Source organism: Pseudomonas sp. 313, assembly GCF_000316965.1.
Classification (GTDB): domain Bacteria; phylum Pseudomonadota; class Gammaproteobacteria; order Pseudomonadales; family Pseudomonadaceae; genus Chryseomonas; species Chryseomonas benzopyrenica.
The window spans coordinates 63,197-89,387 of the sequence record NZ_ANBZ01000026.1; the positions used below are offsets into that span (position 1 = coordinate 63,197).

Here is a 26,191-nt window from a genome sequence, read left to right on the forward strand (position 1 = left end):
CTCCCTTTCGGTTCTGCCAGAAAGATCCGGCTAGCTGAACCGGCCCACTTCGGCGCTCAGGTCTTCCGCCAGGTGCCGCAGCTCGCCAGCGGTACCGGCCAGTACCTCGGCGGCATCGCGCTGGGCGGCGTTGTCCACGGCGATCGCCTGGATGTTGCGGCTCAGCGCCGTGGCGGTGGTGCTCTGCTCGGCAGTGGCCTGGGCGATGCCGGAGAATTGCTCCACCGCCTCGGCGACCTGCTGGTCGATGCTGCGCAGCGCCTGGGCCACATCGGCGTTACGCGCCAGGCCCTGCTCCATGAGGCGATTGCCTTCGTCGATGGCGCCCATGGCGCGCTGGGTCTCGCCCTGCACCGCGCCGATCATCTGGGAGATCTCGCGGGTGGCCTCGCTGGTGCGACCGGCCAATTGCCGGACTTCATCGGCGACCACGGCGAAGCCACGGCCTTGCTCACCGGCGCGGGCCGCTTCGATGGCCGCGTTGAGCGCCAGCAGGTTGGTCTGCTCGGCGATCCCGCTGATGACGCCGATGATGCCGCCAATCTGCTGGGAGCGGCCATCCAGGCCCTTGATCAATTCGGCGGTGCTGGCAAGGGAATCGGCAATCTGCTCCAGGGCACCCGAGGCGCCCTGCATGGCCTGGGTACCGGTGCGGGTCTGCTGGGCGTTTTCCTGCACCAGGCGCTCGGTGCGCTGCATGCCATCGGCGATGTTCTGGGCGGTGGCGCTGAATTCCTCCACGGCGCTGGCCATGCTGTCGATCTGGGTGGACTGCTCGGCGGAGCGTCTGAGAGTCTGGTCGGAGAGCTGGCTCAGTTGCTGGGAGCGCTCGGTGACCGCGCGCGAGGAGCCACGAACCTGCTCGACGGTGGAGGCCAGGGCATCGGCCATCTGGTTGAAGCTCTGGGCGAGTTCGCCGATCTCGTCGTGACTGCGCGCCTCGACGCGCACGCTGAGCTGACCGCGACCCAGGGCCTGGGCCCGCTCCACCAGCTGGCCCAGCGGGCTGAGCTTGCGGCGCAGCAGCACGACCGAAGCGACCACTGCCAGCACCAGGGCGATCAGACTGCCGATGGCCAGGCGCAGGCCAACGGCATGCACTGGGGCGTCCAGTTCGGCTTTGGGCAGGGTGGCGACCACGGTCCAGCCTTCGCCGGCGACTGGCGCACTGACGCTGAGGAAGGCTTGATTGCCGTCCTGCCAGCCATGTACGTGCTGCTTGGGATCGCTCTTGAGGTCGGCGAGCAATTCGTCGGTCTGCTTGGCATTGGCCGGCGGGACCAGCCAGTTGCCCTGTTCGTCGAGCAGGGCCAGGGAGCCGGTCTCGCCGATGCGCAGCTGGGTCAGCTGGGCCAGTTGCTGGGCCTGGGCGTCGGTGTAGTCGAAGCCGACATAGAGCACGGCGATGACCTGGCCCTGGGTGTCGCGTACCGGGCTGTACTGGGTCATGTAGGAGCGACCGAACAGCTGGGCACGCCCCACGTAGGTCTGGCCCTGCAGCAGACCGGCATAGCCGGGATGCTTGCGGTCCAGGCGAGTGCCGATGGCGCGGCTGCCGTCCTGCTTCTTCAGCGAGGTGGTGATGCGGGTGAAGTCGTCGCCATCGCGCACGAAGATGGTGGCGGTACCGCCGGTGAGGCGGGTGAAATCATCGACCTGGGTGAAGTCATTGTTGAGCGCCTCGCCCTTGTAGAGCAGTACCGGGGTATCGGTGCCGGCGACGACGGTACGCTCGCTGCTGCGGGAAAGGCCGCCATCGAAGCGGCGCTCGAACAGATTGGCAAGGCGCTGGGTGCTGACCTTGAGCGTACCGAGGAAGGTCTGCTGCTGATCGGAGAGCAGCCGGGCCTCGCTGCCCAGGTGCTTGCGCTGAGTGCCTTCGATGGACACGCTTAAGGCATGCAGGGCGAACAGACAGCTGCCGGCGATCACGACAATCAGTACCAGACTGAGGGCCAAGGCAAGTTGTCGGGCAATACTACGACGCGGAGAAATGACCATAGAGGACTCCAAAGCGCCTACATCCCTGTAGGGCAGTACGAAATTGAGGGCAAGGGTCTACATCAGGGACGAGCCGCTCTACGGCGGCCTTCTTAGCGATGAACGGTTAGTTTATCGGCTGGAGCGTGACGAACTAAAGCGAATGACGGATGTCTGGCGCCTTATTTGTGGCGAATGACCTCTGGCAGGCTCTGGGACGCCACCTCCCGCTGCAGAAAATCGCCCAGCTGGCGAACGCGTGCCTGCCCCCGACGATTGCGTGGCCAGACCAGATAATAGGCATCGCCACTGGCCACGGCCGCTGGCCAGGGCAAGGCGATCAGCCCGGCCGCCAGGTCCTCGGCGAGCATCACCAGATCGCCGATGGAAACCCCATAGCCACGCGCGGCGGCAGCCATGCCCAGTTCCAGGGTGTCGAACACCTGGCCGCCGCTGAGCGGCACCGCCTGGGTCAAGCCCATGGCCTGCAGCCAGCGACGCCAGTCGCGGCGGTCGAAGGTGGGATGCAGCAGCTCTTCCCGTTGCAGGCGCGCCACATCCCAGACGCCCTCTCGGGCCGCGGCTGGCGAACAGACCGGTACCAGCCACTCGTCGAACAGCGGCACCACCTCCCAATCCGCCGGGAAGCGGCCATTGCCGAGCAGCACCGCGCAATCGAAGGGTTCATGGACGAAGTCGACCCGGTCGCTGGCCATCCAGACGCTGGTGAGCTGGATGTCCAGTTGCGGACTGAGCTGGCGAAAGCGCGCCAGACGCGCCAGCAGCCAGCGCAGTGACAGGGTGGTGGGCGCCTTGAGCCTCAGGGTGCCCTCCGCCACGACGAGATTGCCGCAGGCCCGCGCCAGCGCCTCGAAGCCTTCGCTCAGGCCGGGCAAGAGCAGCTTGCCGGGCTCGGTCAGCGCCAGCTGACGCCCGGCGCGTTCGAACAGGCGGCAGCCAAAGGTCTCTTCCAGGGTCCGTACATGGCGACTGACCGCGCTCTGGGTCAGCGACAATTCCTGGGCCGCGCGAGTGAAGGAGCCATGGCGGGCGGCGGCCTCGAAGGCGCGCAAGGCGTACAGCGGCGGCAGCCGCGTGGAGACTTCAGGCATGACTCAGACTCATGGATGACATGGCTATTTTCCGATTGTGGGCGGCGCGACCGCATCCAACAATGAGTTCTTGTCAAAGTCGCCTCCCGTTCAGCGAGATCGCCCCATGTCCCTGCCGCGTCACGAATTGCTCGCGCTGTTGCGTCTCGCCCTGCCCCTGATCGGCGCCCAGCTGGCCTATGTGGCCATGGTCTTCACCGACACCCTGATGATGGGGCGCCTGGGGCCTGCCGCCCTGGCCGGTGGCGGCCTGGGCGCTGCGGTCTATTCCTTCGTCTCGGTGATCTGCGTGGGGGTGATCACCGCGGTGGCCAACCTGGCGGCGTTGCGCCGGGGTGCGGGGGATAGCGAAGGGGTAGCGGCGGTGACCGCGGCGGGAATCTGGATCGCCGGGGTGCTGGCGCTGCTGGCCGGCACCCTGCTGTGGCACATCGAGCCGCTGCTGGCCCTGGCCGGCCAGCCGGAAGAAAGTCGTCAGGCGGCCGGGGTGTTCCTGCGCTGCCTGGCCTTCGCCCTGCCCGGCCACCTGCTGTTCATGACCCTGCGCGGCTTCACCAGCGCCCTGGAACGACCCGGGCCGGTGCTGACCATCGTCCTGGGTGCGGCGGTGCTCAACGCCCTGTTCAACCTCGCCCTGCTGCACGGCTGGGGCGGCCTGCCGCAGCCCGGGCTCGCGGGCATCGGCGCGGTGACCGCCGTGGTGATGAATGGCGCAGCCCTTGGGCTGGCGCTGTATATCGCCCGGCACCCGGCCTATGCCGCCTATCCCCTGCGTCGTTATCTGCGCCGCCCGGATCGCCGCGCCCTCGCCGACACCCTCGGCCAGGGTCTGGCGATCAGCGGCACCTATGCGGTGGAGGCCTGCCTGTTCCTCGCCGCGGCCCTGTGCATGGGCGCCCTGGGTGCCACGGCGCTGGCGGCCAATCAGATCGCCAACCAGCTGGTGTACCTGGTGTTCATGCTGCCGGCGGGGCTGTCCTATGCCACCAGCATTCGCATCGGCCAGCATCAGGGCGCGGGCCGGCCACGGGAGGCGCTGCTGGTGGGGCGGCTGGCCATCGGCGGCGGCGCCCTGGTGATGCTGGGCATCGCCCTGCTGTTCTGGAGCTTTCCCGCATGGTTGGTGGGACTGTTCCTGCCAGATGCCCACAGTCCGGTCAGCGAGCTAGCGCGGCAGCTGGTGCTGATCGCTGCGCTGTTCGTCATCTTCGACGGCACCCAGAGCATCGCCCAGGGCGCCCTGCGCGGCATCCGCCAGGCGCGTCTGGGCTTCTATGGCGGGCTGCTCTGCTATTGCCTGATCGGCGCCAGCAGCGCCTGGCTCCTGGGAGTGCACGCAGGCTTCGGTCCGCACGGGGTGTGGTGGGGGCTGGCGCTGGGACTGGCCTGCGCGGCCGTGCTGCTGACCGCCGCCTTCGAGTGGCTGATGCGGCGGCAGCTGGGCGCAGGCCCTGTGCAGGCCCCGCCGGAGCCGCTGGCCGCCACGCGCGGCATGGCGCAAAACGGGTGAGCGCCGCGGCGGCCCAGGAATTTTACCAAGTGGTCCACTTTCGACCGCTGCGCTAGACTAAAGGCTTTGGGCCACCCCGGAGTTGCGACCGGCGTCTGCGGCCCCAGGATAGCCAGAGATGCAACGTTTCATCGTCGCCGACGACCATCCGCTGTTTCGTGAAGGCCTGGTGCGCATCCTGCGCCAGCTGCAGCCGCAGGCACAGGTGGAGCAGGCCGACAGCCTGCAACAGGTCCTGGAACTGGCGCGCCAGGGCGAGCCGCCCAGCGGCCTGCTGCTGGACCTGCTCTATCCCGGTCAGGACCTGAGTTTTTCGCTGCGCGCGCTGCGCCAGGAATTCAAGCGCAGCACCCTGATCGTGGTCTCTATGCTCGAAGACGCCACGGTGATCGAGCACATCCTGGCGGCGGGCGTGGATGGCTTCATCGGCAAGGCCCTGCCGCCGACGGCCATGGCCGAGGCCATCGCCGACTGTCTCGCCGGGCAACCGGTGGTGCGCTACGCCACGCCGAGTCTGGCCCCGGCCAGCCTGGCACCCGATAACCGGCTGCAGGCGCTGACGCCGCGGCAGTTGGAGGTACTCGGCTTGATCACCCAGGGCCTGAGCAACAAGGAGATCGCGCGGGTCCTGACCATCTCGCCCTTTACCGTGCGCATCCATGTGTCCGCGCTGCTGCGCACCCTGGGCGTCGGCACCCGCGCCGCAGCGGCCGCCTTTGGTGCCAAGACCGGCCTCGGCGCCCAGCGTTCGCTCAGGTAGCCGCGACGCGAAAGGCCAGCAGCAGGGCGCGCAACTCCGCCGGTCGTACCGGCTTGGCCAGCACCGGAATCTCGGCATCGCCCAGCGCCTGCTGGACTTGCGGGATGTCATGGCCGGTCACCACGATGGCCGGAATGCGTCGGCCCTGCAGCCGGTTGAGATAGGCGATGCAGTCGGCACCCGAGGCACTGCGATCCAGATCGAAATCGGTGATCACCAGATCGCAGGCCACGGCACCGGCGGGGATGCTGGTGGCGGTGGCGACCTCGCAGCCCCAGCTGCGCAGCAGGGTCGCGGTGGCCAGCAGCACATTGGCATCGTCTTCGATGAGCAGCACCCGCCAGCCGGCGAGCAGGTGCTGGGGACCGCTCGCCGGTCTTGGCCGCGCCTCCAGCGGCACGGCGGCCAGTGGCAATCCCTGGAGGCTGACCGCCGTGCCCCGCCCAGGCCGCGAGCGGATGATCAGCTGCAGTTCCAGCAAGGTGGCGATGCGCTGCACGATGGATAGGCCAAGGCCGACCCCCTCGATGTCGCGATCCCGTGTCTCCCGTACCCGATAGAACTCTTCGCACAGGTGCGGCAGGTGCTCGGCGGCGATGCCGGGGCCCTGGTCGTAGACCACCAGGGCGAGCCGGCCCTGACGGCGGCGCACCGCCAGCAGCAGGGGCTGGCCGGGCGCGTACTTGAGGGCGTTGGACAGCAGATTCTGCAGCGAGGTGAGCAGCAACGCCGGATCGCTGTAGACCTGCAGGCCGCAAGGGCGCCAACGGATCTCCACCCCCGCCCAGCGCGCCGCCTCGGCGTTCTGCCGGATCAGGTCGTCGACCAGGGTATCCAGGTCGACCACCGTGCGCCGCGGGCTGACCTGCTTCTGATCGAGGGTGTAGATGTTCAACAGCGAACGGAACAGCTGCTCGACGCCCAGCAGCGAGCGGTCGATGTTGTCCACCAGCTGCCCCTGATCCGCGCTCAGCTGGCTGTCGCGCAGGCAGGCGGTGAACAGGCCGATGGAATGGATCGGCTGGCGCAGGTCATGGCTGGCCTGGGCCAGGAAGCGCGCCTTGGCCAGGTTTGCGGCCTGGGTCTCGCGCAGCGAATCCTGGATGCGGGTCAGCAGGAAATAGACGTAGCCGGGCACCAGCAGGGCGGTCACCAGCATCATCAGGGCCACCGTGGGATAGCGTTGCAGAAAGGGCATCCCGGCGATGATGGCGGCCAGGGCGGTCAGTGACAGTCCGGTGGCCAGCAACAGGTAGCCACGCCCATAGCGCAGGCCATTGCCCACCGTGACCCAGAGCAGCACGCCGAACAGTGGCAGCAGGGCCTCGCCGCTGGTGATGGAGGAAAAGGTGATGGCGCTGAAGTCCAGGCTCATGGCCAGGAGGCGCCGCCAGGGCTTCACCCCCGGCCACTGCCGGACCTCGAAGAACAGTCCGATGGCCACCACGGCGAACAGCGCGTAGCACAGCAGGTTGGCTAGCAGGACGGCGGTACCGAACAGGCCGCAGGCCCAGGCGCCGATGATGTAGGCCGAGGCCGGCAGGATGAAGGCCAGGCGAACCTTGGCCTGGCCGAGTTCGGGATCGCGGACGCCCAGGGCAGGGGTCGCTTCGCTCATGACGCCAGATAACCCAGTTGCCAGGCTCGCGGGATCAGGCGAAAGATCACCGCCAGAATGGCCGCCAGTGCCGCGCAGGCATACCAGGCCGCCAGACCCAGGCCCGCCTCCAGGGCAGCGCCCAGCACCCCGCCCAGCAGCATGCCCAGCCAGGGCACCAGCTGGATGCGCCAGCCGCGACGGCGTTCGCCCAGCAGCCAGTGACCCAGACCGCGCCCGAAGCGCGACAGGGCGCCGGTGACGTAGGTGAGGCCGATGGGCAGGCCATAGACCTGCTCCACCACCGCATTGACCATGCCCATGGCGAACACCCCGGTCAGCAGCGCCAGGCGCCCTGCGGGCAGGCTGGCCGCCAGGGCCAGCAGCAGGGCCAGCAGGCCGAGCAGCAGGCAGGCGCGCTGGCGGGTCAGCCGCTGCAGCAGCACGCCGCCGGCGTTGCCCAGCACGAAGGTGGCGATGGCCAACGCCAGGTGCCCCACGGCAGCCCAACGACCCGCCGCCACATCGGCCGCTAGACGGGTGGTATTACCGCTCATGAAGGAAACGAAATCGCCGGTGGCGAGAAAGCCGATGGCATCGGTCATGCCAGCCAGCAGTGACAGCCCGGCGACCAGCGCCAGGCCGACCGCACCGTGGCGTGGCGTCACGGGCGGAGCGAGGGGCGGAAGAGCAGCAGAGGGATTCATGGCGGCCATCCTGGCGCGGCAGCGAAAACGACCGCCAGTGTGCGGCGTCGGGGATCCTGGCGCCATGGGCGGCCTCCTGGAAGGCGCCCTGGGCTAGACTGATGGATCCGCCTGGCCGGAGGCCTCGTGACCACGCCCCTGTTCGCCCTGGTACTGCTCGCCGCCCTGCTGCACGCCGGCTGGAACGCCCTGCTCAAGATCGGTCTCGATCGCTTTCTCACCGCCAGCCTGATCCAGATCGGCGCCGGCCTCGCCGCCGGGTTGGTGGCGATCAAGCTGGCCTGAGCGAGAGGACCAGGGAGCGGCTAAGCTGAGCCTTCTTTCGACCAGGAGGGATCCATGGGCAAATCGTTGCGGCTTTCGGAAAAGTGGTTCAATCGCGGCCTCTGGCTGCTGGCGCTGGTGTTCGCCGGCTTTCTGATCGGCCTGGGTGGCACCCTGGTCGGCGATCTGCCCCAGGTCGAGCGCCAGCAAGGTCTGGAAGACTTCATGGACCCGGTGGCCACCGCCACGGCCCGTGGGGACCAGCGCCAGGCGCACCAGGCTCGACGCACGGCCCAGGACGCCCTCGACCAGGCCCAGTTGCAGCAGACCGCGGCGGCACGCAGCTACCGGGCCAACCGCGAGACCTTCGACAACTGGCTGGCCACCCGCCAGAGCACCCAGCGCCCCGAGCAGGACGCCGAGCTGATCGCCCGCAGTCGCGCCCTGGACGAGCTCAAGGCCGGTGAGCGCCGAGCCGAGCAGCAGGTCGAACGCCAGGAACAGGCGCTGCTGGATGCCGAGCAGCGCGCCAACGCCGCCGAGCGTACCCTGGCCAGCCTTGGCGAGTCGGCGCAGTCCGCCTGGCTGGAGGCCAGCCAGCAGGCCGAGCTGCGGGTCTTTCTCTATCGTCTGGCCCTGACCCTGCCACTGCTGGCGGTGGCGGCCTGGCTGTTCGTCCGACAGCGCAAGAGCACCTGGTGGCCCTTCGTCTGGGGCTTCATCTTCTTCGCGCTGTTCGCCTTTTTCGTCGAGCTGGTGCCCTATCTGCCCAGCTATGGCGGCTATGTGCGCTATCTGGTGGGCATCCTGCTGACGGTGCTGGGTGGACGCTATGCCATCCGCGCGCTGCAGGACTACCGCGCCCGCCTGGCGCTCAAGGAAGCCCAGCCGGATACGGTGCGCCGCGAGGAATTGCACTACGACACCGCCCTGGCGCGCCTGGCCAAGGGCGTCTGCCCGGGCTGCGAGCGACCGGTGGACCTCAAGGATGCGGGGATCGACTTCTGCCCTCACTGCGGCATCGGCCTGCACGACCACTGCGGCGCCTGCCAGACGCGCAAGAGCGCCTTCGCACACTTCTGCCAGGCGTGTGGGACGGTGGCGCGTGGGCCCGTGACTACCCCTGCTGCGCCAACCACTGCGCCCGGGTGAGCGCCCAGCACTCCGCGGGGAGCCGTCCGCTCACGCTGTCCATCTCCAGGCAGGCGATACGCTGCATGCCTTCGCGCTGCGACAGCCGGCGGGAGCCTTCGTTGGCGATCACCTTGGTCACCCGCAGACTCGGTCGTGCGAGTGTCTGGAACCAGTAGCGATTGAGCTCGACACAGGCCTCGCTCATGAAACCCTGCCGCCAGTATCCGGGATCAAGCCAGAAGCCGCGTTGGTTGTCCGGCTCCTCCTGCAGACTGGCCAAGCCGATCAGCTCGTCCGGTCGCGCCTGCAGCCGTAGCGTCCAGCACCAGTGAGTACCCGCGGCCATGCCGGGCAGGACCAGATCACGGACGAAACTCAGGGCACCGTCCGCGGGGTAGGGCCAGGGCACCCTGGCCGAGAGGTAGCGCACGATCTCCCACTGCGGAAAGATCCGCTGGATCGCCCCGGCATCCTCCAGCTGCAAGGGCCGCAGCAGCAGGCGGGGCGTATACAACGTGGGCAAGGACACGGGCGGACTCCAGAGGGTTACTTGACCGGAGCCTAACCCAAGCCTCAGGGCTTGTTCGAACTGGTATTGACGCCCTGCTCGGTGTGCTCGCCATCGTGGTTGTGCAATTGGCCGGTGGGGTCCTGCAGCTGGATGACCTTGCCCTGCTGCCAGGCGTCGGCGCCGGGGGCGACCGTGGGGGTTGGCAGATCGGCGCGGGCGGCCTTGGTTTCGGTGCTGGAAATGCCCAGGCGGCGGTCACGCTCGGCGAGCAGCTTGGGATCGAGCTGGCCGTCGGCGGTGAAGCCCATCATCAGTTGGGGGACGCCCAGGGGCAGCTGCAGATCCTGGTCGGTATGCCAGGTGTGCCAGGTCTTGCCATAGGTGTGCACCAGCTTGTCCATCAGCCGGTGCTCGGCCACCTGGGGCACGCCGGGTGCGACCAGCTGACCCGACTTCACCTCGTGTACGTGACTATGCCAGAGGGCCTTCTCGGCCTCGGGCAGGGTCTTGAACAGCCGCTCGCTGATGATGTACTCGACCCCCATCAGCTTGGCGTCGGCGACGTTGCCGTCGTAGATCACGCACTGGAACATCTCTTCGCCCAGGACGCTGCAATAGTGGTGGGCTTCCATCTGGCCGTGGGGATGGCCATTGTAGAAATGGAAGCCGTCCAGGTAGGTATTGAGGGCGGCGATGGGCGGTTTGCGCTGCAAGACATCGGCGCCGGCTTCGAGCACCCGGGTATCGGTCTGGGCAGGGGCACCCGGTACCGGTACCGGCGACTGGGTATCGTTGGCGGCCTGGGCCAGGGGAGCACAGGCGAGCAGCAGCAAGGTGGAAAGTCGACGGGTATTCATGGTGGATTCTCGGCGGAAGCTTGCCGAGTTCGAAGGGCGAGCAGGCGCCAAGGTTCCACCGTTGCGCTAGTCTCGTCATACAGCTGTCATGCAATGGCCATAAATTCGTCATCGTCCGAGCGTGGCGTTTCGGTATAAGCGAAACGGTCGATCGGGCCTTGTGCCTCTGGCTTTCCATTTCTGTCGGGACGACTCAATGAACGCACACAGCTCTCCAGCCGGTCATGCCCTGCGCCGCGTGGTCTTCAACAAGAAGGGTGGCGTCGGCAAGTCCAGCATCGCCTGCAACCTGGCGGCCATCAGCGCCCACGAGGGCTATCGCACCCTGCTGGTGGACCTCGATCCCCAGGCCAACTCCAGCCAGTACCTCACCGGCCAGGTAGGCGACGACCTGCCCCACGGCATCGCCGACTTCTTCAAGCAGACCCTGAGTGGCGGCAAGAAGGCCCAGGCCAACATCCATGCCACCGCCTGGCCGAATCTGGATCTGATCGCCGCCTCGGGCGAGCTGACCGAGCTGCAGTTCAAGCTCGAATCCAAGTACAAGATCCAGAAGCTCGCCAAGTACCTCGACAAGCTCGGCGAAGACTATGACCGCATCTACCTGGATACCCCGCCGGCGCTGAACTTCTACAGCATCTCGGCATTGATCGCCGCCGATCGCTGCCTGATCCCCTTCGACTGCGATGTCTTCGCCCAGCAGGCGCTGTACGACCTGATCGAGGAGCTGGACGAGATCCGCGAGGACTACAACGACAGGCTCACCGTCGAAGGCATCGTCATCAACCAGTACCACGCCCAGGCCAGCACCCCACGCCAGCTGATCGAGGAACTCCAGGCGCGCGACCTGCCGGTATTGGCGGCGCCGCTGATGGCCTCGGTGAAGATGCGCGAATCCCACCAGCAGCATCGTCCGCTGATCCATCTGGACCCTGGCCACAAGCTGACCAAGCAGTACCTGGAACTCTTCGCCCTGCTGGAGAAGTAGCGCAAGAACGTTCAAGACAGGCCGGGGCGCGGGGCGTCACTCTGGGGTTTCCCCGCTATCCGGAGCCCTGCCGATGACCGCTTCCCGCCGCCGCGCCTTCCTGCAGGGCGCCTGGCAGATCATGCCGCTGTCGCTGGCTTGCGCGCCCTGGGGCATCCTGGTCGGCGCCCTGGCCATCGAGACCGGCCTCAGCGTGCTGGAAGGCCAGGCCTTCTCCCTGCTGGTGTTCGCCGGCGCGGCGCAACTGGTGGCCCTGGGCATGCTCAAGGCCGGCGCGGGCCTGGCCACCATCCTACTGACCACCCTGCTGCTGACCTCCCAGCACCTGCTCTATGGCCTGCATATGCGACGGGTGCTGGCGCCTCAACCACTGCCCTGGCGCCTGGGCTTCGGCTTTCTGCTCACCGACGAATTCTTCGCCCTTAACCATGCCGAACAACCGGCGGGCTTCGACCGCTGGCGCGCCCTAGGCATGGGCCTGAGCTTCTACCTGCTGTGGAATCTCTTCACCCTGGCCGGCCTGCTGCTGGGGCGGGTGCTGCCCGACCTGGGTGCCCTGGGCCTGGATTTTTCCATCGCCGCCACCTTCATCGCCCTGGTGGTGCCCCTGGTGCGGGATCTGGCCACGGTCGCCTGCGTGCTCACCGCGTTGCTGGTGTCGGTCTGGCTGCATCACCTGCAGTGGCAGGGCGCCCTGGTGCTGGGCGGGCTGGCGGGCATGAGCGTGGGCTTCTTGGTGCGGCGTCTGCGGGAGCGCCTGCAATGATCCTCGCCACCGTGCTGGGCATGGCCGCCCTGGTCTTCTTCAATCGCTATCTCTTTCTCGAACCGCGCCTACCACTGCGCCTGGGGCGCCACCTGCGCACCTTCCTGGAATTCGCCGTGCCGGGGATGCTCACCGCCATCTGCGGTCCCCTCCTGTTCTCGGGCGAAAAGTCGCTGGTTGCGACCCTGGTCGATCCCTATCTGCTCGCGGGCCTGGCCGCGGTGGGGCTGATGCTGTGGACCCGGCAGGTGTTGACCACGGTGATCCTGAGCATGGGGGTGTTCTATCTGCTGCGCTGGCTGCTGTAGCGCGGTAAGGTGGAATCGGGCACGGTCGATGCCCTGAGAGTCTCATGAACGGACCACAAGAAAACGCCCGCCTCTGGGCGGCGCGCGGACTGGGCGGTGTCGAGTTGCTGCATGCCCGGTACCGCCGCCAACGCTTCGCCCCCCATGTGCACGAAGGCTATGTGTTCACCGTGATCGAACGCGGCGCCCAGCGCTTTCGTCATCGCGGCGCCGAACACCTGGCCGCGACCGGCAGCATGGTGCTGATCAATCCGGACGAGTTGCACACCGGGGCGACGGCGGTGGAGGAAGGCTGGCAGTACCGCGGCTTCTATCCAACGCTGGCGCAGCTGGCGCCGGTCTTCGCCGAGCTGGGACGCGCTCGATGCCACCCCGGCCTTCGCCACCAGTGTGCTGCAGGATCCCCAGGTGAGCGCGGCCTTCAGCCAGCTGCATCGACTGGCCGATGGTGACGCCGAGGCCCTGGAACAGCAGACCGCCTGGCGCGAGGCGCTGCTGTTGCTGTTCGGCCGCCACGCCCGTCTGGGCACCCCGGCAGAACCGGGTCGCGAACCCCTGGCGGTGCAGCGCGCCCGCGAACTGCTCGGCCAGCGGTTGCAGCAACCGCCTAGCCTAGAAGAGCTGGCCCAGGCCGTGGGGCTGTCGCCCTTTCATTTCCTGCGGGTGTTCCGCCGGGCCACGGGCCTGCCGCCCCACGCCTGGCTCAAGCAGCAGCGCCTGACCCGCGCCCAGGGCCTGCTGCGGGCCGGTTGGGCGCCGCTGGAAGTGGCCCTGCAACTAGGCTTCGCCGATCAGAGTCACCTCAATCGCCAATTCAAGCAGGCCTACGGGGTGGCACCGGGCGCCTATCGCCGCGCCTGGCAGGGCTAGCCGGGTACCGACGAACGGTCTTGGCCGCTGAAGCGGCATGCCAGAGCCCTGCAAGCGGCAAGAGGGCCGGGATGGCTGGGATCCTGGAGAAACTTTCCACTGTCGTCCCGGGCCTAGTCAGGATGAGCGCCGGTCCTGCCGACCGCTCTCCCTTGCCCTTTTGCCAGAGGTTACCGGTATGACACTCGAAGAACGCATCCGCCAGCGCGCCTATGAAATCTGGGAACGCGAAGGTCGTCCCCATGGCCAGGATTTCGAGCACTGGTTCCAGGCCAATCGCGAACTGGAAGACCAGCCCGACGACAACCTGACCCAGGTCGGCGGCATCCAGAGCAGCGTCGCCCCGCCGGCACCCAAGCCACGCAGCCGGTCGCGCAAGAAGGCGACCGCCAGCGACGCCTGAGTCCAGGCCCGCTTACTTGCGGATCATGTCGGCCGCCCGCTGGGTGGCCTCCGAGGTGCGGGTCGCCAGCTTGCGCACCTCGTCCGCCACCACGGCGAAGCCCCGCCCCGCCTCACCGGCCCGTGCCGCCTCGATGGCGGCGTTGAGCGCGAGCAGATTGGTCTGGGCGGCGATACCCTGGATGGAACCGACGATCTCGGTCACCTTCTGCAGGTTCTCTTCCATGGTGCGGTGCTGGTCTTCCTGGCTGCCGCGCAGGGATTCCTGCTCATGCAGGGCATGGACGTCGGCCAGGGCGCCCACTACGCGCAGCGGGGTGCCATCGGCGGTGCGCTTGGTCTGGCCGCGGGCGCGGAACCAGCGTACCTCGTTGTTCTTCAGCACCAGGCGATAGGTGATGTCGAAGCCGGTGCGGCCGCTGCGGTCGTTGATGTGCGAACCGAAGGCTTCCAGGACCCGGTCGCGATCTTCCGGATAGAGCCGCGAGGCCCAGCTGTCGAGTACGTCGGGGAATTCCTGGAGGGTCTCGTAGCCGAGCAGGCGCCGGAATTGCGGCGACCACCAGAAGGGATTTCTGGGATTGAGCGGATCGCCGGCGATCACCTCCATGTCCCAGAGGCCGTCGTTGAGCATCTCCCGCGCCAGTTCGAAGCGGGTCAGGGTGACGTCCAGCTCCTGGTCGCGCAGGCGCTGGTCGTGGATGTCGCGCAGCGAGCCAGCCGTGCGTAACGGCACGCCGCGTTCATCGCGCAGGGTCGCGCCAGTGGCGCGCATCCAGCGGTATTCACCGGATTTCAGGGCGATGCGGTATTGCACATCGAAAGGGGTCTGGCCGCTGCGATCCTTCATATGGGCGGCAAAGGCGTCCAGCACCCAGGCGCTGTCCTCGGGGTGCAGACGCTTGGCCCAGCTACCCAGTTCGCTGGGGAAATCGCTTTCGTCGCGAAAGCCGAGCATGCTGCGGAATTGATCCGACCACCAGAAGGCATTGCGCGGATTGACCGGATCGCCCGCCACCACCTCCATGTCCCAGAGACCTTCGCTGGAGCCCTGGCTGACCAGTTCGAACCGGGTACCCAGGCGCTTGGCCAGCGCTTCGCTCTCGGCCACCCGAGTGGTCAGCGTGACATTGTCCTGATTGAGGATCTGGACCTGCTGCTGCAATTCATTCTGCTGCACCAGCAGCGCTTGCAGCCCCTTGGCCAGCCGGGCCAGGGTGGGATCGCCCTGGAAGCTGCCGATCTCGGCCAGGGGCGTGGCGGTTTCGGTCGCCGCGGCCAGAACGTCCAATGCGCGCATGATCGAATAGTGCTTGAGCAAGGCCATGATCGAATCCTCAAGGAGCAGCCGCGGCAGGGGCTGCACGCGATCCGAATCCCTGTATCGGCCTTGCCGCTTCGCTCTTTAGCCCATTCCAGAGCGTTTTTCGCGGGTGATACCTCCCGATCGACTAGCGCCAGTCGTCCAGCAACCAGACCTCGGGATGATCGTAATGGGCCTCGCCCCGGTGCAGAGTGATGCCGAGGATCTCGCTGCGAAATCCCTGCGCTAGCAGCCAGCGGTAGGCCCCCAGGCGGGCGGTGTTGACGCCGGCCAGCAGGCGCTGCTGGCCATGGTCCCGGGCCAGGCCGTCGCAGGCGGCGATCAGCCGAGCGAAGCGCGCCTCGGCCCCCATACCGGGCAGGACCGCCGCGCACTTGACATAGCAGACCCCGGTGCCCGCCTCGCTGTGGGGCCCGAAATGGCAGACGGCGAAACCCTCCGCCCGGCCCTGCGCGTCCTGCAGCAGCAGACTCTCGCCGAGTCCCTGCTCGTGCACCGCGGCCATTTCGGCGGAGACATCCAGCCCCGGGGCATTGGCCCGGCCCAGCTCGGCGCAAGCGGCCAGCAGCCGCTCGGGCTCGGCCGACAGGGAAAATCTCAGCGTTGGCGGTGCCGGGTGCGTCTGCAGTGGACGCGCCATCACCGCGGTCAGGGTGCGCGGCCAGAAGCCAAAGCCCTGGTAGAGCCCCAGGTGGCGCGGACTGTCGGGAAAGGTGAAGAGTCCGGCATGCAGCAGCTGCCAGGCATCGAGTTGCTCGACCGCGGCGCCCATCAGGGCCTTGGCCACCTTGGCGTTCCAATAGTCCGGATGCACGGCCAGCGGCCCGAGGATGCCGTGGCGCCCCCAGCGGGTGACGCAGACCGCGCCAACCAGTCGCTCGCCGTCGAGGGCCTTGAACCAGGCGGTGTGGGGCGCGGCGAAGCGACTGCGCACATAGTCGCGGTCGTTCCAGAATTCGCCTGGCTCGGCAGCGCCCATCCAGGTGGCGAAGGCCAGCCGCACCACCTCGGTGGTGACGGGCAGGTCGGTTTCGGTGAGAGGTTCGATACGGATAGCGGGGGTGGACATGGGCGGCTCCTGGGCTATAGGCCTTGGACACGCCCGGCTGGGGCTTTGCGCCCAGGCGGCAATCGCCGGTTACAGCAGCAGCACCGCGGCCCAGCCGAACAGCAGCATCGGCAGACTGAAGTGCAGGAACGACGGCACCACGGTGTCCCAGATATGGCTGTGCTGGCCGTCGACGTTGAGGCCCGAGGTGGGGCCCAGGGTGGAATCCGAGGCCGGCGAGCCCGAGTCGCCGAGGGCACCGGCGGTGCCGATCAGGCAGACGATGGCCAGCGGCGAAAAGCCCAGGTGCAGGCACAGCGGACCCAGGATGGCGGCGAGGATGGGCACGCTGGAAAAGGACGAGCCGATGCCCAGGGTCACCAGCATGCCCAGCAGCAGGAGCAGCAGCGCGCCCAGGGCGCGGTTGTCACCGATCAGCCCGGCGGCGGTGGCGGCCAGGTCCTTGATCTGGCCGGTGGCGGTGAGCACCTCGGCGAAGCCGCCGGCGGTCAGCATGATGAAGCCGATCACCGCCATCATCTTCGCGCCCTCGCTGAACAGATCGTCCGCCTCGCGCCAGCGCACCACGCCGGTGGCGGTAAAGACCACGAAGCCGACCAGGGCGCCAAGAATCATGGAGTCCAGCCAGAGCTGCACGCCAAAGGCGGCGATCACGGCGACCAGCGCCACCAGCAGGGTGCGGCCGTTGTAGGGGCGGTCGGCCCGCTCGGTGCGCGCCACCAGACTCAGGTCGTATTGGCGCGGTCGGCGATAGCTGACAAAGACCGCCAGCAGCAGGCCGACCACCATGCCCAGGGCCGGCAAGAACATGGCGCGGCTGGGATCGACGCCGCTGACGTCCACCCCGGCGCGGGCCACGCTGGCCAGCAGGATGTCGTGCAGATAGAGACTGCCGAAGCCCACCGGCAGGAACATGTAGGGGGCGATCAGGCCAAAGGTCATGACGCAGGACAGCCGCCGCCGGTCCAGCTCCAGGCGCGTCAGCACATAGAGCAGCGGTGGCACCAGCAGCGGGATGAAGGCGATGTGGATGGGCAGGATGTTCTGCGAGGCGATGGACACCGCCAGCAGCAGGCCGAGCAATGCCCAGCGCAGCGAGCGTCCGCCCTGGGCAGCCTGACGCTCCATCAGCGCCAGGGCGCGATCGGCCAGCATATGGGCCAAACCCGATTGGCTGATGGCCACGGCGAAGGCGCCCAGCAGCGCATAGGAGAGTGCCACCTTGGCGCCATTGCCCAGCCCGGCGTTGAAGGCCAGCAGAGTGCCCTCCAGCCCCAGGCCGCCCACCAGGCCACCGGCCACCGCGCCAGCGATCATCGCCACCACCACGTGCACCCGGGCCAGACTCAAGACCAGCATGAGTCCTACCGCTACCACCACCGCATTCATCGCCAGCTCCGCACCACCAGAAGGGCGCGCACTCTGCCGCAGCCCGGTGCGGGCGTCAAAGGCCGAGGATGGATGGCGGGACGTGCGGCTTATCCACAATGGCCGCTGCCGCGGGCGGGTGGAAAAGCCCTGGCGGCCCCTGGCGCAAGTCGCTTGCAGCTGGGCGAGCCGACGTGCCGTACGCCTTGGCATGACCCCACCTTAATGCAGGCGCTCTGGAATGAACCTTTCATGGACGGAAGGCGTCTGACGCGGACGCTTTCACGGTCACGCCAAGGACGAACTGCCCATGCAAGACGCCATCGACATGCTGATCACCGCCTTCAGTCCGCACTCCTGCCTGGCGGTCCCCCGTCGCGCCGATCGTACTCTGCTGTTCACCGTCACCGACACCGCCCGCGCGGTCACGGTCACCAAGGCCATTCCCCTGTGCAGCCTGGAATGCACCGCCACCCTGGCCACCGTGATCAAGGACCTGCAGCGCGACCTTGATCGGGCGATCGGCACCCTGAGCCCGGAAAGCCTCGCCGACCTGCGCCAGCGCGGCCCACGGGTGCAGCGGTTCGAGAGTTGAGAGGGGTGAGGTGGGGACTCTGCCGTAGGGTGGATGACGGCGCAGCCTCATCCACCTCGGATTCCGCGCCAGCCAGTGGAAAACGCTTTGCGGTTTTCCACGCTACGTACGGAGCTCGCCGGTGAGGGTGGGCGTTGGCTGCGCCCTCACCCCGGCCCTCTCCTTGAGGGAGAGGGGGCGATACGGAGTGAGAGGGAGCTTTGCCGTAGGGTGGATGACGGCGCGGCCTCATCCACCTCGGATCCCGAGTCAGCCAGTGGAAAACGCTTTGCGGTTTTCCACGCTACCTGGGGAGCTTGCCAGAAAGAGTGGGCGTTGGTTGCGCCCTCACCCCAGCCCTCTCCCTGAGGGAGAGGGGGCGATACGGAGTGAGAGGGAGTGAGAGGGAGCTTTGCCGTAGGGTGGATGACGGCGCCGCCTCATCCACCTCGGATTCCGCGCCAGCCAGTGGAAAACGCTTTGCGGTTTTCCACGCTACGTACGGGGCTTGCCGGAGAGGGTGGGTGTTGGCTGCGCCCTCACCCCGGCCCTCTCCCTGAGGGAGAGGGGGGCTTTGCCGTAGGGTGGATGACGGCGCAGCCTCATCCACCCTTGGCCATCCCGCTCAGCGCCGGCTGGTGCGGGTGCTGACGTCGACCCAGACGGCCAGAACCAGGATGCCGCCCTTGACGATCATCTGCCAGTAGCTGTCCACGTCGAGCATGGACATGCCGTTGTCCAGGCTGGCGATCACCAGGGCGCCGAGCAGGGCGCCGTAGACGGTACCCGAGCCGCCGCGCATCGAGGTGCCGCCGATGAAGCAGGCGGCAATGGCGTCTAGTTCGCCCATGGTGCCGGCCGAGGGCGAGCCGGCGGCCAGGCGGGCGGTGTTGACCAGGCCGGCCAGGGCGCACATCACGCCCATGAGGCCGAAGATGCCGAGCTTGATCGCCTGGACGTTGATGCCCGACAGCCGCGTGGCTTCCAGGTTGCTGCCCACCGCATAGATGCGTCGGCCGAACACCGTCTGGCTGGTGATGTAGCTGAACACCCCGAGCAGCACCAGCAGGATCAGCACCGGCACCGGGATGCCGTCATAGCGGTTGAGGGTCTGGATGAAGGCCGCCAGCACCACGCCGATCACCACCACCCGCAGCACGTCGCGCCACAGCGGTGCGAGGGTCAGGCCGAGGGTCTTGCGCTTGCTGCGCTGGCGCCAGGTGAGTACCACGGCCATGGCGAACAGCAGCACGCCCAGGGCGCTGCCCACGGCCGGCGGCAGATAGCCCTGGCCGAGGTAGACCAGTTCCGGCGACACCGGGGCGACGGTGACGCCACCGGTGAGTCCGAGCAGCACGCCGCGAAAGGCCAGCATGCCGCCGAGGCCGACGATGAAGGACGGTATCCCGCGATAGGCACTCAGGTAGCCGTTGATCAGGCCGATCAGCAGGCCACCGGCGGCCACCGCCAGCAGGGTGATCGGCAGCGGCACGTGGTAGGTGACGTCGAGTATCGCCGCCACCCCGCCGAGCAGGCCGAGTTGCGAGCCCACCGAGAGGTCGATCTCGCCGGCGATGATCACCAGCACCATGCCGCAGGCGAGGATGCCGGTGATGGACATCTGCCGCAGCAGGTTGGAAAGGTTGCGCGGGGTGACAAAGCCGCCTTCGGTCTGCCAGCTGAAGAACAGCCAGATCAGGGCCACGGCGATCAGCAGGGCGAGCATCTTGTAACGGGTGAACAGCTGTTTCACGGCGTGCATCAGAAGTGCTCCCGGGCTTGGGCGACCGCCCGTTCGGTGGTACCCAGGGCGGCGGCCAGTACCCGCTCCTGGGTCAGATTCTCATTGGGGAAATCGCCGCGCAGCCGGCCTTCGCCGAGCACCAGCACCCGGTCGGAGACGCCGAGCACCTCGGCCAGCTCCGAGGAGACCATGACGATGGCCACGCCCTCCGCCGCGAGCAGGCCGATCAGCCGGTAGATCTCGAACTTGGCGCCGACGTCGACGCCGCGGGTGGGCTCGTCGAGGATCAGCACCTTGGGCCGCGACAGCAGCATCTTGGCGAGCACCGCCTTCTGCTGATTGCCGCCGGAAAGGCCGGTGATGGGCAGGAAGGGACTGCTGGTCTTGAGTTGCAGCCGGGCGATCTCGGTGTCGATGCAGGACAGTTCCGCTTCGCTGTCGATGCGACTCAGGTGGGCGAATCTGTCCAGCACCGTGAGGGTGATGTTCGAACCCACCCCCAGGTCGGGAATGATGCCCTGGCGTTTGCGATCCTCCGGCACCAGGCACAGGCCGGCGCGGATGGATTTCAGCGGGGTACGGGTGTCGATGCGCTGGCCATTGAGCCAGACCTCGCCCTCGTAGCGGCCGTCGTAGGCACCGAAGATGGCCGAGACCAGTTCGGTGCGCCCGGCCCCCACCAGCCCGGCGATGCCGAGGATCTCGCCGCTGCGCACGGCGAAGGACACGTCGTCGACGCGCTTGCGCTGGGGATTGTCGACGTCCAGGCAGGTGAAGCGGCGCGCCTCGAAGATCACCTCGCCGATTTCATGGGGAATCTGTGGGTAGAGGTTGGTCATGGCGCGGCCGACCATCTGGGTGATGATGCGGTCGATGTCCATCTCGGCCATGGGCGTGGTCGCGATGTGCTTGCCGTCGCGGATCACCGTGATGGTGTCGCAGATGGCCGCCACCTCGTCGAGCTTGTGCGAGATGTAGACGCATGCCACGCCCTGGGCCTTCAGGTCGCGGATGATGTCCAGCAGCACGGCGATCTCGGAGGTGGTCAGCGCCGAGGTCGGTTCGTCGAGGATCAGCAGCCGGGCATTCTTGTTCAGCGCCTTGGCGATTTCCACCAGTTGCTGCAGGCCGCCCCCGTACTGGGACACCGGCAGGGCCACGTTCATGTCCGGCACCTTGAGCCGGCGCATCAGCTCGGCCGAGCGCTGCAACATGGTCGGGTAGTCCAGCCGCCCGCCGAAGCGGCGCGGCTCGTGGCCCATGAAGATGTTCTCGGCCACGGACAGATCGGGCACCAGGGTCAGTTCCTGGTGGATGATGACGATGCCGGCCGCCTCGGATTCGGCGATGGACTGGGCTTCCAGCGGACGCCCGTCCCAGCGGATCTCGCCTTCCCAGGTGCCGTGGGGGTAGACCGCCGAGAGCACCTTCATCAGGGTGGACTTGCCGGCGCCGTTCTCGCCGCACAGCCCTACGCACTCGCCCGGACGTACCTTGAGGTCGATGCCGTCCAGCGCCCGCACCCCGCCAAAGCTCTTGGCGATGCCGTGCATTTCCAGCAGATAGTCGGCCATGGCCGCTCCTTGCCCAGGGGCCGCCCGACGCCAGGCGTCAGGCGACCAGCCGGTGGCCAGTGGTTATTTGCCGTCGATCTGGGCCTGGGTGTAGAAGCCGTCCTTGACCAGCAGGTCGACATTGGCCTTGGTCAGCTCGGTGGGCGTGAGCAGCAGGGTGTCGACCTTCTTGGTGCCGTTGTCGTAGCTGGAGTTGAAGGCTGGCTTCTCGTTACGCACCAGTTGCACCGACAGCTTGGCCGCCTCGGAAGCGATCAGTTTGAGCGGCTTGTAGACGGTCATGGTCTGGGTCCCGGCGATCACCCGCTTGATGGCGGCGAGGTCGGCGTCCTGACCAGACACGGCGACCTTGCCGGCCAGCTTTTGCGCCGCCAGGGCCTGGATGGCGCCGCCGGCGGTGGCGTCGTTGGAGGCGACGATGCCGTCGATCTTGTTGTCGTTGGCGGTCAGGGCGTTCTCGACGATGGCCAGGGCCTCGGTCGGATTCCACTCCTTGACCCACTGCTGGCCGACGACCTTGACGTCGCCCTTGTCGATGGCCGGCTGCAGGACCTTCATCTGGCCCTGGCGGAGGATCTTGGCATTGTTGTCGGTGGGCGCGCCGCCGAGCAGGAAGAAGTTGCCCTTGGGCTGAGCCTTGAGCACGCCATTGGCCTGCATCTCGCCGACCTTCTCGTTATCGAAGGAAATATAGGCGTCGATGTCGGCGTTGAGGATCAGGCGGTCATAGGAGATCACCTTGACCCCGGCCTTCTTGGCCTCGGCCACCACGTTGTTCAGCACCGTGGCGTTGAAGGGCACGATGACGATGGCGTCCACGCCGCGGGAGATCAGGTTCTCGATCTGCGACAGCTGGCGCTGCTCGTTGGCGTCGGCGGATTGCACATAGACCTTGGCGCCGAGTTGCTCGGCGGCGGCGACGAAATAGTCGCGGTCCCGGGCCCAGCGCTCCAGGCGCAGGTCGTCAATGGAAAAACCGATCTTGGGATGCTGAGCGTCGGCCTGGGCGAAACCGGTGGTGCAGAGGGCGAGCAGACCGGCGAGCAGGGTCGTCTTGAAGTTCATGATGGCGTCCTTGGTTATTGTTGTTGTGGAGCAGGCGAACGGGTTCGAGTGTAACGATTCAGCGGTCTTGCACAAGCGGGTCGGGCAGGCATTTCTGCCGACCCGCTCGCGCGGCCGCTAGCGATACAGATAGCGGTTGACGACGCCTTCGAGCAGCTCCTGGCGACCGCTCACCGGCTGGGGCGCCAGGCCCTGGCTGAAGGTGTGCTCGGCCAGTTGTTCCAGGCTCAGCTGGCCACCCAGGATGCGCTGACCGAGGGACTGGTCCCAGCCGGCATAGCGCTCGCTCTTGAACTTACCCAGGGGGTCGTCCTGCAGCAGTGCTGCGGCGCGTTCCAGGGACAGCGCCAGGGTGTCCATGGCCGCCACGTGGCCGTGGAACAGGTCGACGTCGTCCAGGCTCTGGCGCCGGACCTTGGCATCGAAGTTGAAGCCGCCACGGGTGAAGCCGCCGCCCTTGAGGATCTCGTAGATCGCCAGGGTCATCTCCTCGACGCTGTTGGGGAACTGGTCGGTGTCCCAGCCGTTCTGCGGATCGCCGCGGTTGGCGTCGATGCTGCCGAAGACGCCCAGGGCCACGGCGCTGGCGATCTCGTGCTGGAAGCTGTGCCCAGCCAGGGTGGCGTGGTTGGCCTCGATGTTGACCTTGATCTCCTTTTCAAGCCCGAATTGCTGCAGGAAACCGAAGACGGTGGCCACGTCATAGTCGTACTGGTGCTTGGTCGGCTCCTGGGGCTTGGGCTCGATCAGCAGATCGCCCTGGAAGCCGATGCGGTGCTTGTGTTCCACCACCATCTGCATGAAGCGGCCGAGTTGCTCGCGCTCGCGTTTGAGGTCGGTGTTGAGTAGGGTCTCGTAGCCTTCGCGACCGCCCCACAGTACATAGTTCTCGCCGCCCAGGCGGTGGGTGGCGTTCATCGCGGTGCAGACCTGGGTAGCCGCGCAGGCGAAGACTTCCGGATCGGGATTGCTGGCGGCGCCGGCGGCGTAACGCGGATGGCTGAAGCAGTTGGCGGTGCCCCACAGCAGCTTGAGGCCGGACTCGCTCTGGTGCCGCTCCAGCTCGTCCACCAGGCGGGCGAAGTTCTCGCGGTACTCGGTGAAGCTGGCGCCTTCGGGGGCGACGTCGGTGTCGTGGAAGCAGTAGTAGTCCACGCCCAGCTTGCTGAAGAATTCGAAGGCTGCGGCGGCCTTGGCGCGTGCCTGTTCCAGGGGCGAACCCGCCGCCTGCCAGGGCCGCTGGAAGGTGCCCTGACCAAAGACATCGCTACCCGGCCAGACGAAGGTGTGCCAGTAGCAGACCGCCATCCGCAGGTGCTCGCGCATGGGCTTGCCCATGACCAGGCGATCGGCCTCGTAGTGGCGGAAGGCAAGCGGGGAATCGCTGTCGGGCCCGGCGTAGCGGACCTTTTCGACATTGGGGAAATAAGCCATGACGTTGTCCTTGTTCTTATCTGTCGCACCCGATACGGCGTACCGGTTTGTCTCGATGGTAGCGCCGCCACCTGGACTGCCTATTGTGAAAATCACCAGAGCCAGGTGCGATTTTGCCGCTTGAGGAGTCCAGGCGCCGGTCGTAGTCTGGAGCCCCACCCGCGCTTCCCGCCGGAAATCCGCCATGCCCAGCCAGCCGCCCGTCCACCGCGTCGCCCTGCTGTTCAACGGCAGCAAGATCTATGATCGCGGCATCCTGGCCGGCATCGGCAACTACCTGAGCGGCACCCGGGCGCGCTGGGATCTGTTCCTGGAGGAGGATTTTCTCTGCCGGCTCAAGGGCATCGAGCGCTGGCAGGGGGACGGCATCATCGCCGACTTCGACGATCCGGCGGTGAGCGCCGCCCTGGCCCACAGCACCCTGCCGGTGGTGGCCGTCGGCGGTTCCTACGCGACCCCTGGAGACTACCCACCGGGCATTCCCTATGTGGCCACCGACAACGCCGCCCTGGTGCGTCTGGCCTATGACCACCTGATCGAATCCGGGCTGACCCGCTTCGCCTGCTTCAGCCTGCCGGCCGCCGAGACCAATCGCTGGGCCGGCGAGCGCGAGGCGGCCTTTGCCGCCCTGCTCCGCCGCGATGGCCTGCCGGTAGAGATCTATCGCGGCCTGGAGACCAGCGCGCCGCTATGGGACACGGCCGTGGAACAGCTGATCGCCTGGCTGGAGGCGCTGCCCAAGCCGGTGGGCATCCTGGCCGTCACCGACGCCCGGGCGCGGCAACTCCTGCAGGCCTGCCTCACCGCCGGCATCCCGGTGCCGGAACAGGTGGCGCTGGTGGGGATCGACAACGATCCCCTGGCGCGCACCCTGACCCGCGTCCCCCTGACCTCGGTGATCCAGGGCACTGAGGCCATCGGTCGCGAGGCAGCGCGCCTGCTGCATCAGCGGCTGCATGGCGTCGAGCTGGGCGCCCCGCGGGTGCTGATCCCGCCGGAGGGCATCAATGTCCAGGCCTCCAGTCGCCACCAGGCGGTGCGCCATCCCCAGGTGATGCGCGCCCTGCACTTCATCCGCCAGTACGCCTGCCAGGGCATCAAGACCGAGCAGGTCGCCAGCTACGTGGGCATCTCCCGGTCGGCGCTGGAGACGTCCTTTCGCCGCGAACTGGGGCGCAGCGTCCACGATGAGATCCTCGGCTTCAAGCTGGCTGCGGCAGCCGTGGCGCTGCAGGAAGAGGCGCCGAGCCTGGCGGAAGTCGCCCGGCGTTGCGGCTTCACCTCGGCGCAGTACCTGCACGCGGTGTTTCGCCGAGAATTCGGCTGTACGCCGCGGCAGTATCAGCAGCGCCCCGTGGCGCTGAAAGACGCCCATGAAAAAGCCCGTCCGGAGACGGGCTTTCGGGAAGCGACCGCGGCTTATTTGCCGACGGTCTGACCCAGGAACCAGGCGCGCTCTTCGGCCTGGTCGATCCACTCTTCCAGCAGGCTGGTAGTGGAGACGTCATTGGCGTCGTCGGTCAGGGTGTGGGTGGTGCGCATGTAGGCGGCCAGCGACTGGTTGTCGTCGTGCAGCTCGGTCAGCATCTGATCCGCCGACAGATCGGTGGCATCGCTGCTGGCCAGACGCTTGAGTTGCACCATCTGCTCCAGGGAGCGCACGGTGGGCTGACCGATCTTGCGCGCACGCTCGGCGATCAGGTCGGTGATGCCATACAGCTGGGTGGCCTGCTCTTCCAGCAGCAGATGGTAGTCGCGGAAATGCGAGCCCTTCATGTGCCAGTGGTAGTTCTTTGTCTTGATGTACAGCGCGAAGACATCGGACAGCAGCACGGCCAGGGCTTCGCCTACGGCCTGCTGGTTCTGCAGGGTGGCGTCTTCGCCTTGATGGGCTTTCTGCTTGACGCTGGAAACGGTCTTGAGTTCTTGCTTGGCATTGGCAACGGCCATGAGAGATCTCCTGTCAGGACGTGAGAGAAAAAAGGGGTTCGCTTGGGTTGGCGCGAACATCAACGTCTGCAGAAATCGACCGCGCCAGGCGAAAATTCGTTCATCGAATTTGCATATCGCCACCATGGGCATGACGAATGGTTGCCGCTGTTGCGACTGCGTTTCATTGCCCGCCCTAGAGCCCGCCCGCCACCGCTGCCGTTGCGCTTGTAGCTTGCTCTGTAGGCAAAACCGTTTGTCAGCTCCGCCATCAAAGCGGCGCTGTGGGAGAACCGTCACTCCTTCTACCCGGTCACCTAAAGGCAAGGCACACAGGGGATAGG

General features: G+C 67.1%; 22 protein-coding genes and 4 pseudogenes. 11 read left to right on the forward strand and 15 right to left on the reverse strand.

Annotated elements, in window-relative coordinates:
* Positions 1–30 precede the first annotated feature (30 nt).
* Together C722_RS0105700 and C722_RS0105705 are read right to left on the reverse strand one after the other, a co-directional pair.
* Positions 31–2,001, reverse strand: a complete 1,971-nt coding sequence (locus C722_RS0105700) for a methyl-accepting chemotaxis protein (protein ID WP_037063239.1) — start codon at positions 1,999–2,001, stop codon at positions 31–33.
* 161 nt (positions 2,002–2,162) lie between these two features.
* Positions 2,163–3,092 (reverse strand): LysR substrate-binding domain-containing protein, encoded by a 930-nt coding sequence (locus C722_RS0105705; protein WP_017639580.1) that lies wholly within the window; start codon positions 3,090–3,092, stop codon positions 2,163–2,165.
* A 106-nt stretch (positions 3,093–3,198) separates the two neighbouring features.
* Between C722_RS0105705 and C722_RS24645 the strand changes: the two genes are divergently transcribed.
* Together C722_RS24645 and C722_RS0105715 are read left to right on the forward strand one after the other, a co-directional pair.
* On the forward strand, positions 3,199–4,602 hold the full coding sequence (locus C722_RS24645; protein WP_017639581.1) for a NorM family multidrug efflux MATE transporter: 1,404 nt from the start codon (positions 3,199–3,201) through the stop codon (positions 4,600–4,602).
* Between the two features lie 118 nt (positions 4,603–4,720).
* Positions 4,721–5,362, forward strand: coding sequence for a response regulator transcription factor (locus C722_RS0105715; protein ID WP_017639582.1), 642 nt, complete (start codon positions 4,721–4,723; stop codon positions 5,360–5,362).
* On the opposite strand, the gene C722_RS0105720 is transcribed toward C722_RS0105715, so the two are convergent.
* Positions 5,355–6,980, reverse strand: coding sequence for a hybrid sensor histidine kinase/response regulator (locus C722_RS0105720; protein WP_017639583.1), 1,626 nt, complete (start codon positions 6,978–6,980; stop codon positions 5,355–5,357). The two genes, C722_RS0105715 and C722_RS0105720, sit on opposite strands and share 8 nt — an antisense overlap.
* Positions 6,977–7,666, reverse strand: a complete 690-nt coding sequence (locus tag C722_RS0105725; protein WP_017639584.1) for a YoaK family protein — start codon at positions 7,664–7,666, stop codon at positions 6,977–6,979. The genes C722_RS0105720 and C722_RS0105725 overlap by 4 nt, the downstream gene beginning before the upstream one ends.
* Positions 7,667–7,792: 126 nt before the next feature.
* Here C722_RS0105725 and C722_RS26120 point away from each other — a divergent pair.
* Both C722_RS26120 and C722_RS0105735 read left to right on the forward strand, forming a co-directional pair.
* Positions 7,793–7,924 (forward strand): annotated as a pseudogene (locus tag C722_RS26120) (EamA family transporter); the annotation flags it as partial.
* 81 nt (positions 7,925–8,005) lie between these two features.
* The gene (locus C722_RS0105735; protein WP_017639586.1) at positions 8,006–9,082 is read left to right on the forward strand and encodes a zinc ribbon domain-containing protein; all 1,077 of its coding nucleotides are present in this window, start codon (positions 8,006–8,008) and stop codon (positions 9,080–9,082) included.
* On the opposite strand, the gene C722_RS0105740 is transcribed toward C722_RS0105735, so the two are convergent.
* Both C722_RS0105740 and C722_RS0105745 read right to left on the reverse strand, forming a co-directional pair.
* Positions 9,048–9,593 (reverse strand): GNAT family N-acetyltransferase, encoded by a 546-nt coding sequence (locus tag C722_RS0105740; RefSeq protein ID WP_026083676.1) that lies wholly within the window; start codon positions 9,591–9,593, stop codon positions 9,048–9,050. The genes C722_RS0105735 and C722_RS0105740 overlap by 35 nt on opposite strands.
* Before the next feature lie 44 nt (positions 9,594–9,637).
* On the reverse strand, positions 9,638–10,432 hold the full coding sequence (locus C722_RS0105745) for an OBAP family protein (protein ID WP_017639588.1): 795 nt from the start codon (positions 10,430–10,432) through the stop codon (positions 9,638–9,640).
* A 229-nt stretch (positions 10,433–10,661) separates the two neighbouring features.
* Between C722_RS0105745 and C722_RS0105750 the strand changes: the two genes are divergently transcribed.
* The 5 genes and pseudogenes from C722_RS0105750 to C722_RS0105770 all read left to right on the forward strand — a co-directional run bounded on the left by C722_RS0105750 (position 10,662) and on the right by C722_RS0105770 (position 13,767).
* Entirely contained in the window at positions 10,662–11,420 is a 759-nt protein-coding gene (locus C722_RS0105750; protein ID WP_026083677.1) for a ParA family protein, read from the forward strand.
* A 73-nt stretch (positions 11,421–11,493) separates the two neighbouring features.
* The gene (locus C722_RS0105755; protein ID WP_017639590.1) at positions 11,494–12,186 is read left to right on the forward strand and encodes an AzlC family ABC transporter permease; all 693 of its coding nucleotides are present in this window, start codon (positions 11,494–11,496) and stop codon (positions 12,184–12,186) included.
* Positions 12,183–12,494, forward strand: coding sequence for an AzlD domain-containing protein (locus tag C722_RS0105760; RefSeq protein WP_017639591.1), 312 nt, complete (start codon positions 12,183–12,185; stop codon positions 12,492–12,494). The genes C722_RS0105755 and C722_RS0105760 overlap by 4 nt, the downstream gene beginning before the upstream one ends.
* Positions 12,495–12,538: 44 nt before the next feature.
* Positions 12,539–13,364, forward strand: a pseudogene (locus C722_RS24650) (AraC family ligand binding domain-containing protein).
* A gap of 178 nt (positions 13,365–13,542) precedes the next feature.
* Positions 13,543–13,767, forward strand: a complete 225-nt coding sequence (locus tag C722_RS0105770; RefSeq protein ID WP_017639592.1) for a DUF2934 domain-containing protein — start codon at positions 13,543–13,545, stop codon at positions 13,765–13,767.
* A 21-nt stretch (positions 13,768–13,788) separates the two neighbouring features.
* On the opposite strand, the pseudogene C722_RS26935 reads toward C722_RS0105770, so the two are convergent.
* The 4 genes and pseudogenes from C722_RS26935 to C722_RS0105785 all read right to left on the reverse strand — a co-directional run.
* Positions 13,789–14,070: pseudogene (locus tag C722_RS26935) on the reverse strand (methyl-accepting chemotaxis protein); the annotation flags it as partial.
* A 3-nt stretch (positions 14,071–14,073) separates the two neighbouring features.
* Positions 14,074–15,093 (reverse strand): annotated as a pseudogene (locus tag C722_RS26835) (PAS domain-containing protein); the annotation flags it as partial.
* 124 nt (positions 15,094–15,217) lie between these two features.
* Positions 15,218–16,159, reverse strand: a complete 942-nt coding sequence (locus C722_RS0105780) for a GNAT family N-acetyltransferase (RefSeq protein ID WP_017639594.1) — start codon at positions 16,157–16,159, stop codon at positions 15,218–15,220.
* A gap of 69 nt (positions 16,160–16,228) precedes the next feature.
* Complete coding sequence (locus tag C722_RS0105785) at positions 16,229–17,548, reverse strand: Na+/H+ antiporter family protein (RefSeq protein WP_017639595.1); 1,320 nt, start codon at positions 17,546–17,548, stop codon at positions 16,229–16,231.
* A gap of 289 nt (positions 17,549–17,837) precedes the next feature.
* Between C722_RS0105785 and C722_RS0105790 the strand changes: the two genes are divergently transcribed.
* Positions 17,838–18,122 carry a hypothetical protein gene (locus tag C722_RS0105790; RefSeq protein WP_017639596.1) on the forward strand — a complete coding sequence of 95 codons (285 nt, stop codon included), beginning with the start codon at positions 17,838–17,840 and terminating at the stop codon, positions 18,120–18,122.
* Positions 18,123–18,726: 604 nt separating this feature from the next.
* On the opposite strand, the gene C722_RS0105795 is transcribed toward C722_RS0105790, so the two are convergent.
* From C722_RS0105795 to xylA, 4 genes are all read right to left on the reverse strand, one after another.
* On the reverse strand, positions 18,727–19,863 hold the full coding sequence (locus tag C722_RS0105795; protein WP_017639597.1) for a sugar ABC transporter permease: 1,137 nt from the start codon (positions 19,861–19,863) through the stop codon (positions 18,727–18,729).
* Positions 19,863–21,419, reverse strand: a complete 1,557-nt coding sequence (gene xylG / locus C722_RS0105800; RefSeq protein ID WP_017639598.1) for a D-xylose ABC transporter ATP-binding protein — start codon at positions 21,417–21,419, stop codon at positions 19,863–19,865. The genes C722_RS0105795 and xylG overlap by 1 nt, the downstream gene beginning before the upstream one ends.
* Before the next feature lie 63 nt (positions 21,420–21,482).
* Positions 21,483–22,484: a D-xylose ABC transporter substrate-binding protein gene (gene xylF / locus C722_RS0105805; protein WP_017639599.1), complete on the reverse strand. Its 1,002-nt coding sequence runs from the start codon at positions 22,482–22,484 to the stop codon at positions 21,483–21,485.
* Positions 22,485–22,601: 117 nt separating this feature from the next.
* Positions 22,602–23,918 (reverse strand): xylose isomerase, encoded by a 1,317-nt coding sequence (gene xylA, locus C722_RS0105815; protein ID WP_017639601.1) that lies wholly within the window; start codon positions 23,916–23,918, stop codon positions 22,602–22,604.
* A 184-nt stretch (positions 23,919–24,102) separates the two neighbouring features.
* Here xylA and C722_RS0105820 point away from each other — a divergent pair, with 184 nt between their 5' ends.
* On the forward strand, positions 24,103–25,356 hold the full coding sequence (locus C722_RS0105820) for a DNA-binding transcriptional regulator (protein WP_017639602.1): 1,254 nt from the start codon (positions 24,103–24,105) through the stop codon (positions 25,354–25,356).
* Here the strand turns inward: C722_RS0105820 and C722_RS0105825 are convergent.
* Positions 25,338–25,868 carry a Dps family protein gene (locus tag C722_RS0105825; RefSeq protein WP_017639603.1) on the reverse strand — a complete coding sequence of 177 codons (531 nt, stop codon included), beginning with the start codon at positions 25,866–25,868 and terminating at the stop codon, positions 25,338–25,340. The two genes, C722_RS0105820 and C722_RS0105825, sit on opposite strands and share 19 nt — an antisense overlap.
* Positions 25,869–26,191 lie beyond the last annotated feature (323 nt).

Bases quoted from the DNA above. Each gene is read 5' to 3' on its own strand.
- C722_RS0105700 (WP_037063239.1), bottom strand. From the start codon at position 2,001: ATGGTCATTTCTCCGCGTCGTAGTATTGCCCGACAACTTGCCTTGGCC.
- C722_RS0105705 (WP_017639580.1), bottom strand. From the start codon at position 3,092: ATGCCTGAAGTCTCCACGCGGCTGCCGCCGCTGTACGCCTTGCGCGCC.
- C722_RS24645 (WP_017639581.1), top strand. From the start codon at position 3,199: ATGTCCCTGCCGCGTCACGAATTGCTCGCGCTGTTGCGTCTCGCCCTG.
- C722_RS0105715 (WP_017639582.1), top strand. From the start codon at position 4,721: ATGCAACGTTTCATCGTCGCCGACGACCATCCGCTGTTTCGTGAAGGC.
- C722_RS0105720 (WP_017639583.1), bottom strand. From the start codon at position 6,980: ATGAGCGAAGCGACCCCTGCCCTGGGCGTCCGCGATCCCGAACTCGGC.
- C722_RS0105725 (WP_017639584.1), bottom strand. From the start codon at position 7,666: ATGAATCCCTCTGCTGCTCTTCCGCCCCTCGCTCCGCCCGTGACGCCA.
- C722_RS0105735 (WP_017639586.1), top strand. From the start codon at position 8,006: ATGGGCAAATCGTTGCGGCTTTCGGAAAAGTGGTTCAATCGCGGCCTC.
- C722_RS0105745 (WP_017639588.1), bottom strand. From the start codon at position 10,432: ATGAATACCCGTCGACTTTCCACCTTGCTGCTGCTCGCCTGTGCTCCC.
- C722_RS0105755 (WP_017639590.1), top strand. From the start codon at position 11,494: ATGACCGCTTCCCGCCGCCGCGCCTTCCTGCAGGGCGCCTGGCAGATC.
- C722_RS0105760 (WP_017639591.1), top strand. From the start codon at position 12,183: ATGATCCTCGCCACCGTGCTGGGCATGGCCGCCCTGGTCTTCTTCAAT.
- C722_RS0105770 (WP_017639592.1), top strand. From the start codon at position 13,543: ATGACACTCGAAGAACGCATCCGCCAGCGCGCCTATGAAATCTGGGAA.
- C722_RS0105780 (WP_017639594.1), bottom strand. From the start codon at position 16,159: ATGTCCACCCCCGCTATCCGTATCGAACCTCTCACCGAAACCGACCTG.
- C722_RS0105785 (WP_017639595.1), bottom strand. From the start codon at position 17,548: ATGAATGCGGTGGTGGTAGCGGTAGGACTCATGCTGGTCTTGAGTCTG.
- C722_RS0105790 (WP_017639596.1), top strand. From the start codon at position 17,838: ATGCAAGACGCCATCGACATGCTGATCACCGCCTTCAGTCCGCACTCC.
- C722_RS0105795 (WP_017639597.1), bottom strand. From the start codon at position 19,863: ATGCACGCCGTGAAACAGCTGTTCACCCGTTACAAGATGCTCGCCCTG.
- xylG (WP_017639598.1), bottom strand. From the start codon at position 21,419: ATGGCCGACTATCTGCTGGAAATGCACGGCATCGCCAAGAGCTTTGGC.
- xylF (WP_017639599.1), bottom strand. From the start codon at position 22,484: ATGAACTTCAAGACGACCCTGCTCGCCGGTCTGCTCGCCCTCTGCACC.
- xylA (WP_017639601.1), bottom strand. From the start codon at position 23,918: ATGGCTTATTTCCCCAATGTCGAAAAGGTCCGCTACGCCGGGCCCGAC.
- C722_RS0105820 (WP_017639602.1), top strand. From the start codon at position 24,103: ATGCCCAGCCAGCCGCCCGTCCACCGCGTCGCCCTGCTGTTCAACGGC.
- C722_RS0105825 (WP_017639603.1), bottom strand. From the start codon at position 25,868: ATGGCCGTTGCCAATGCCAAGCAAGAACTCAAGACCGTTTCCAGCGTC.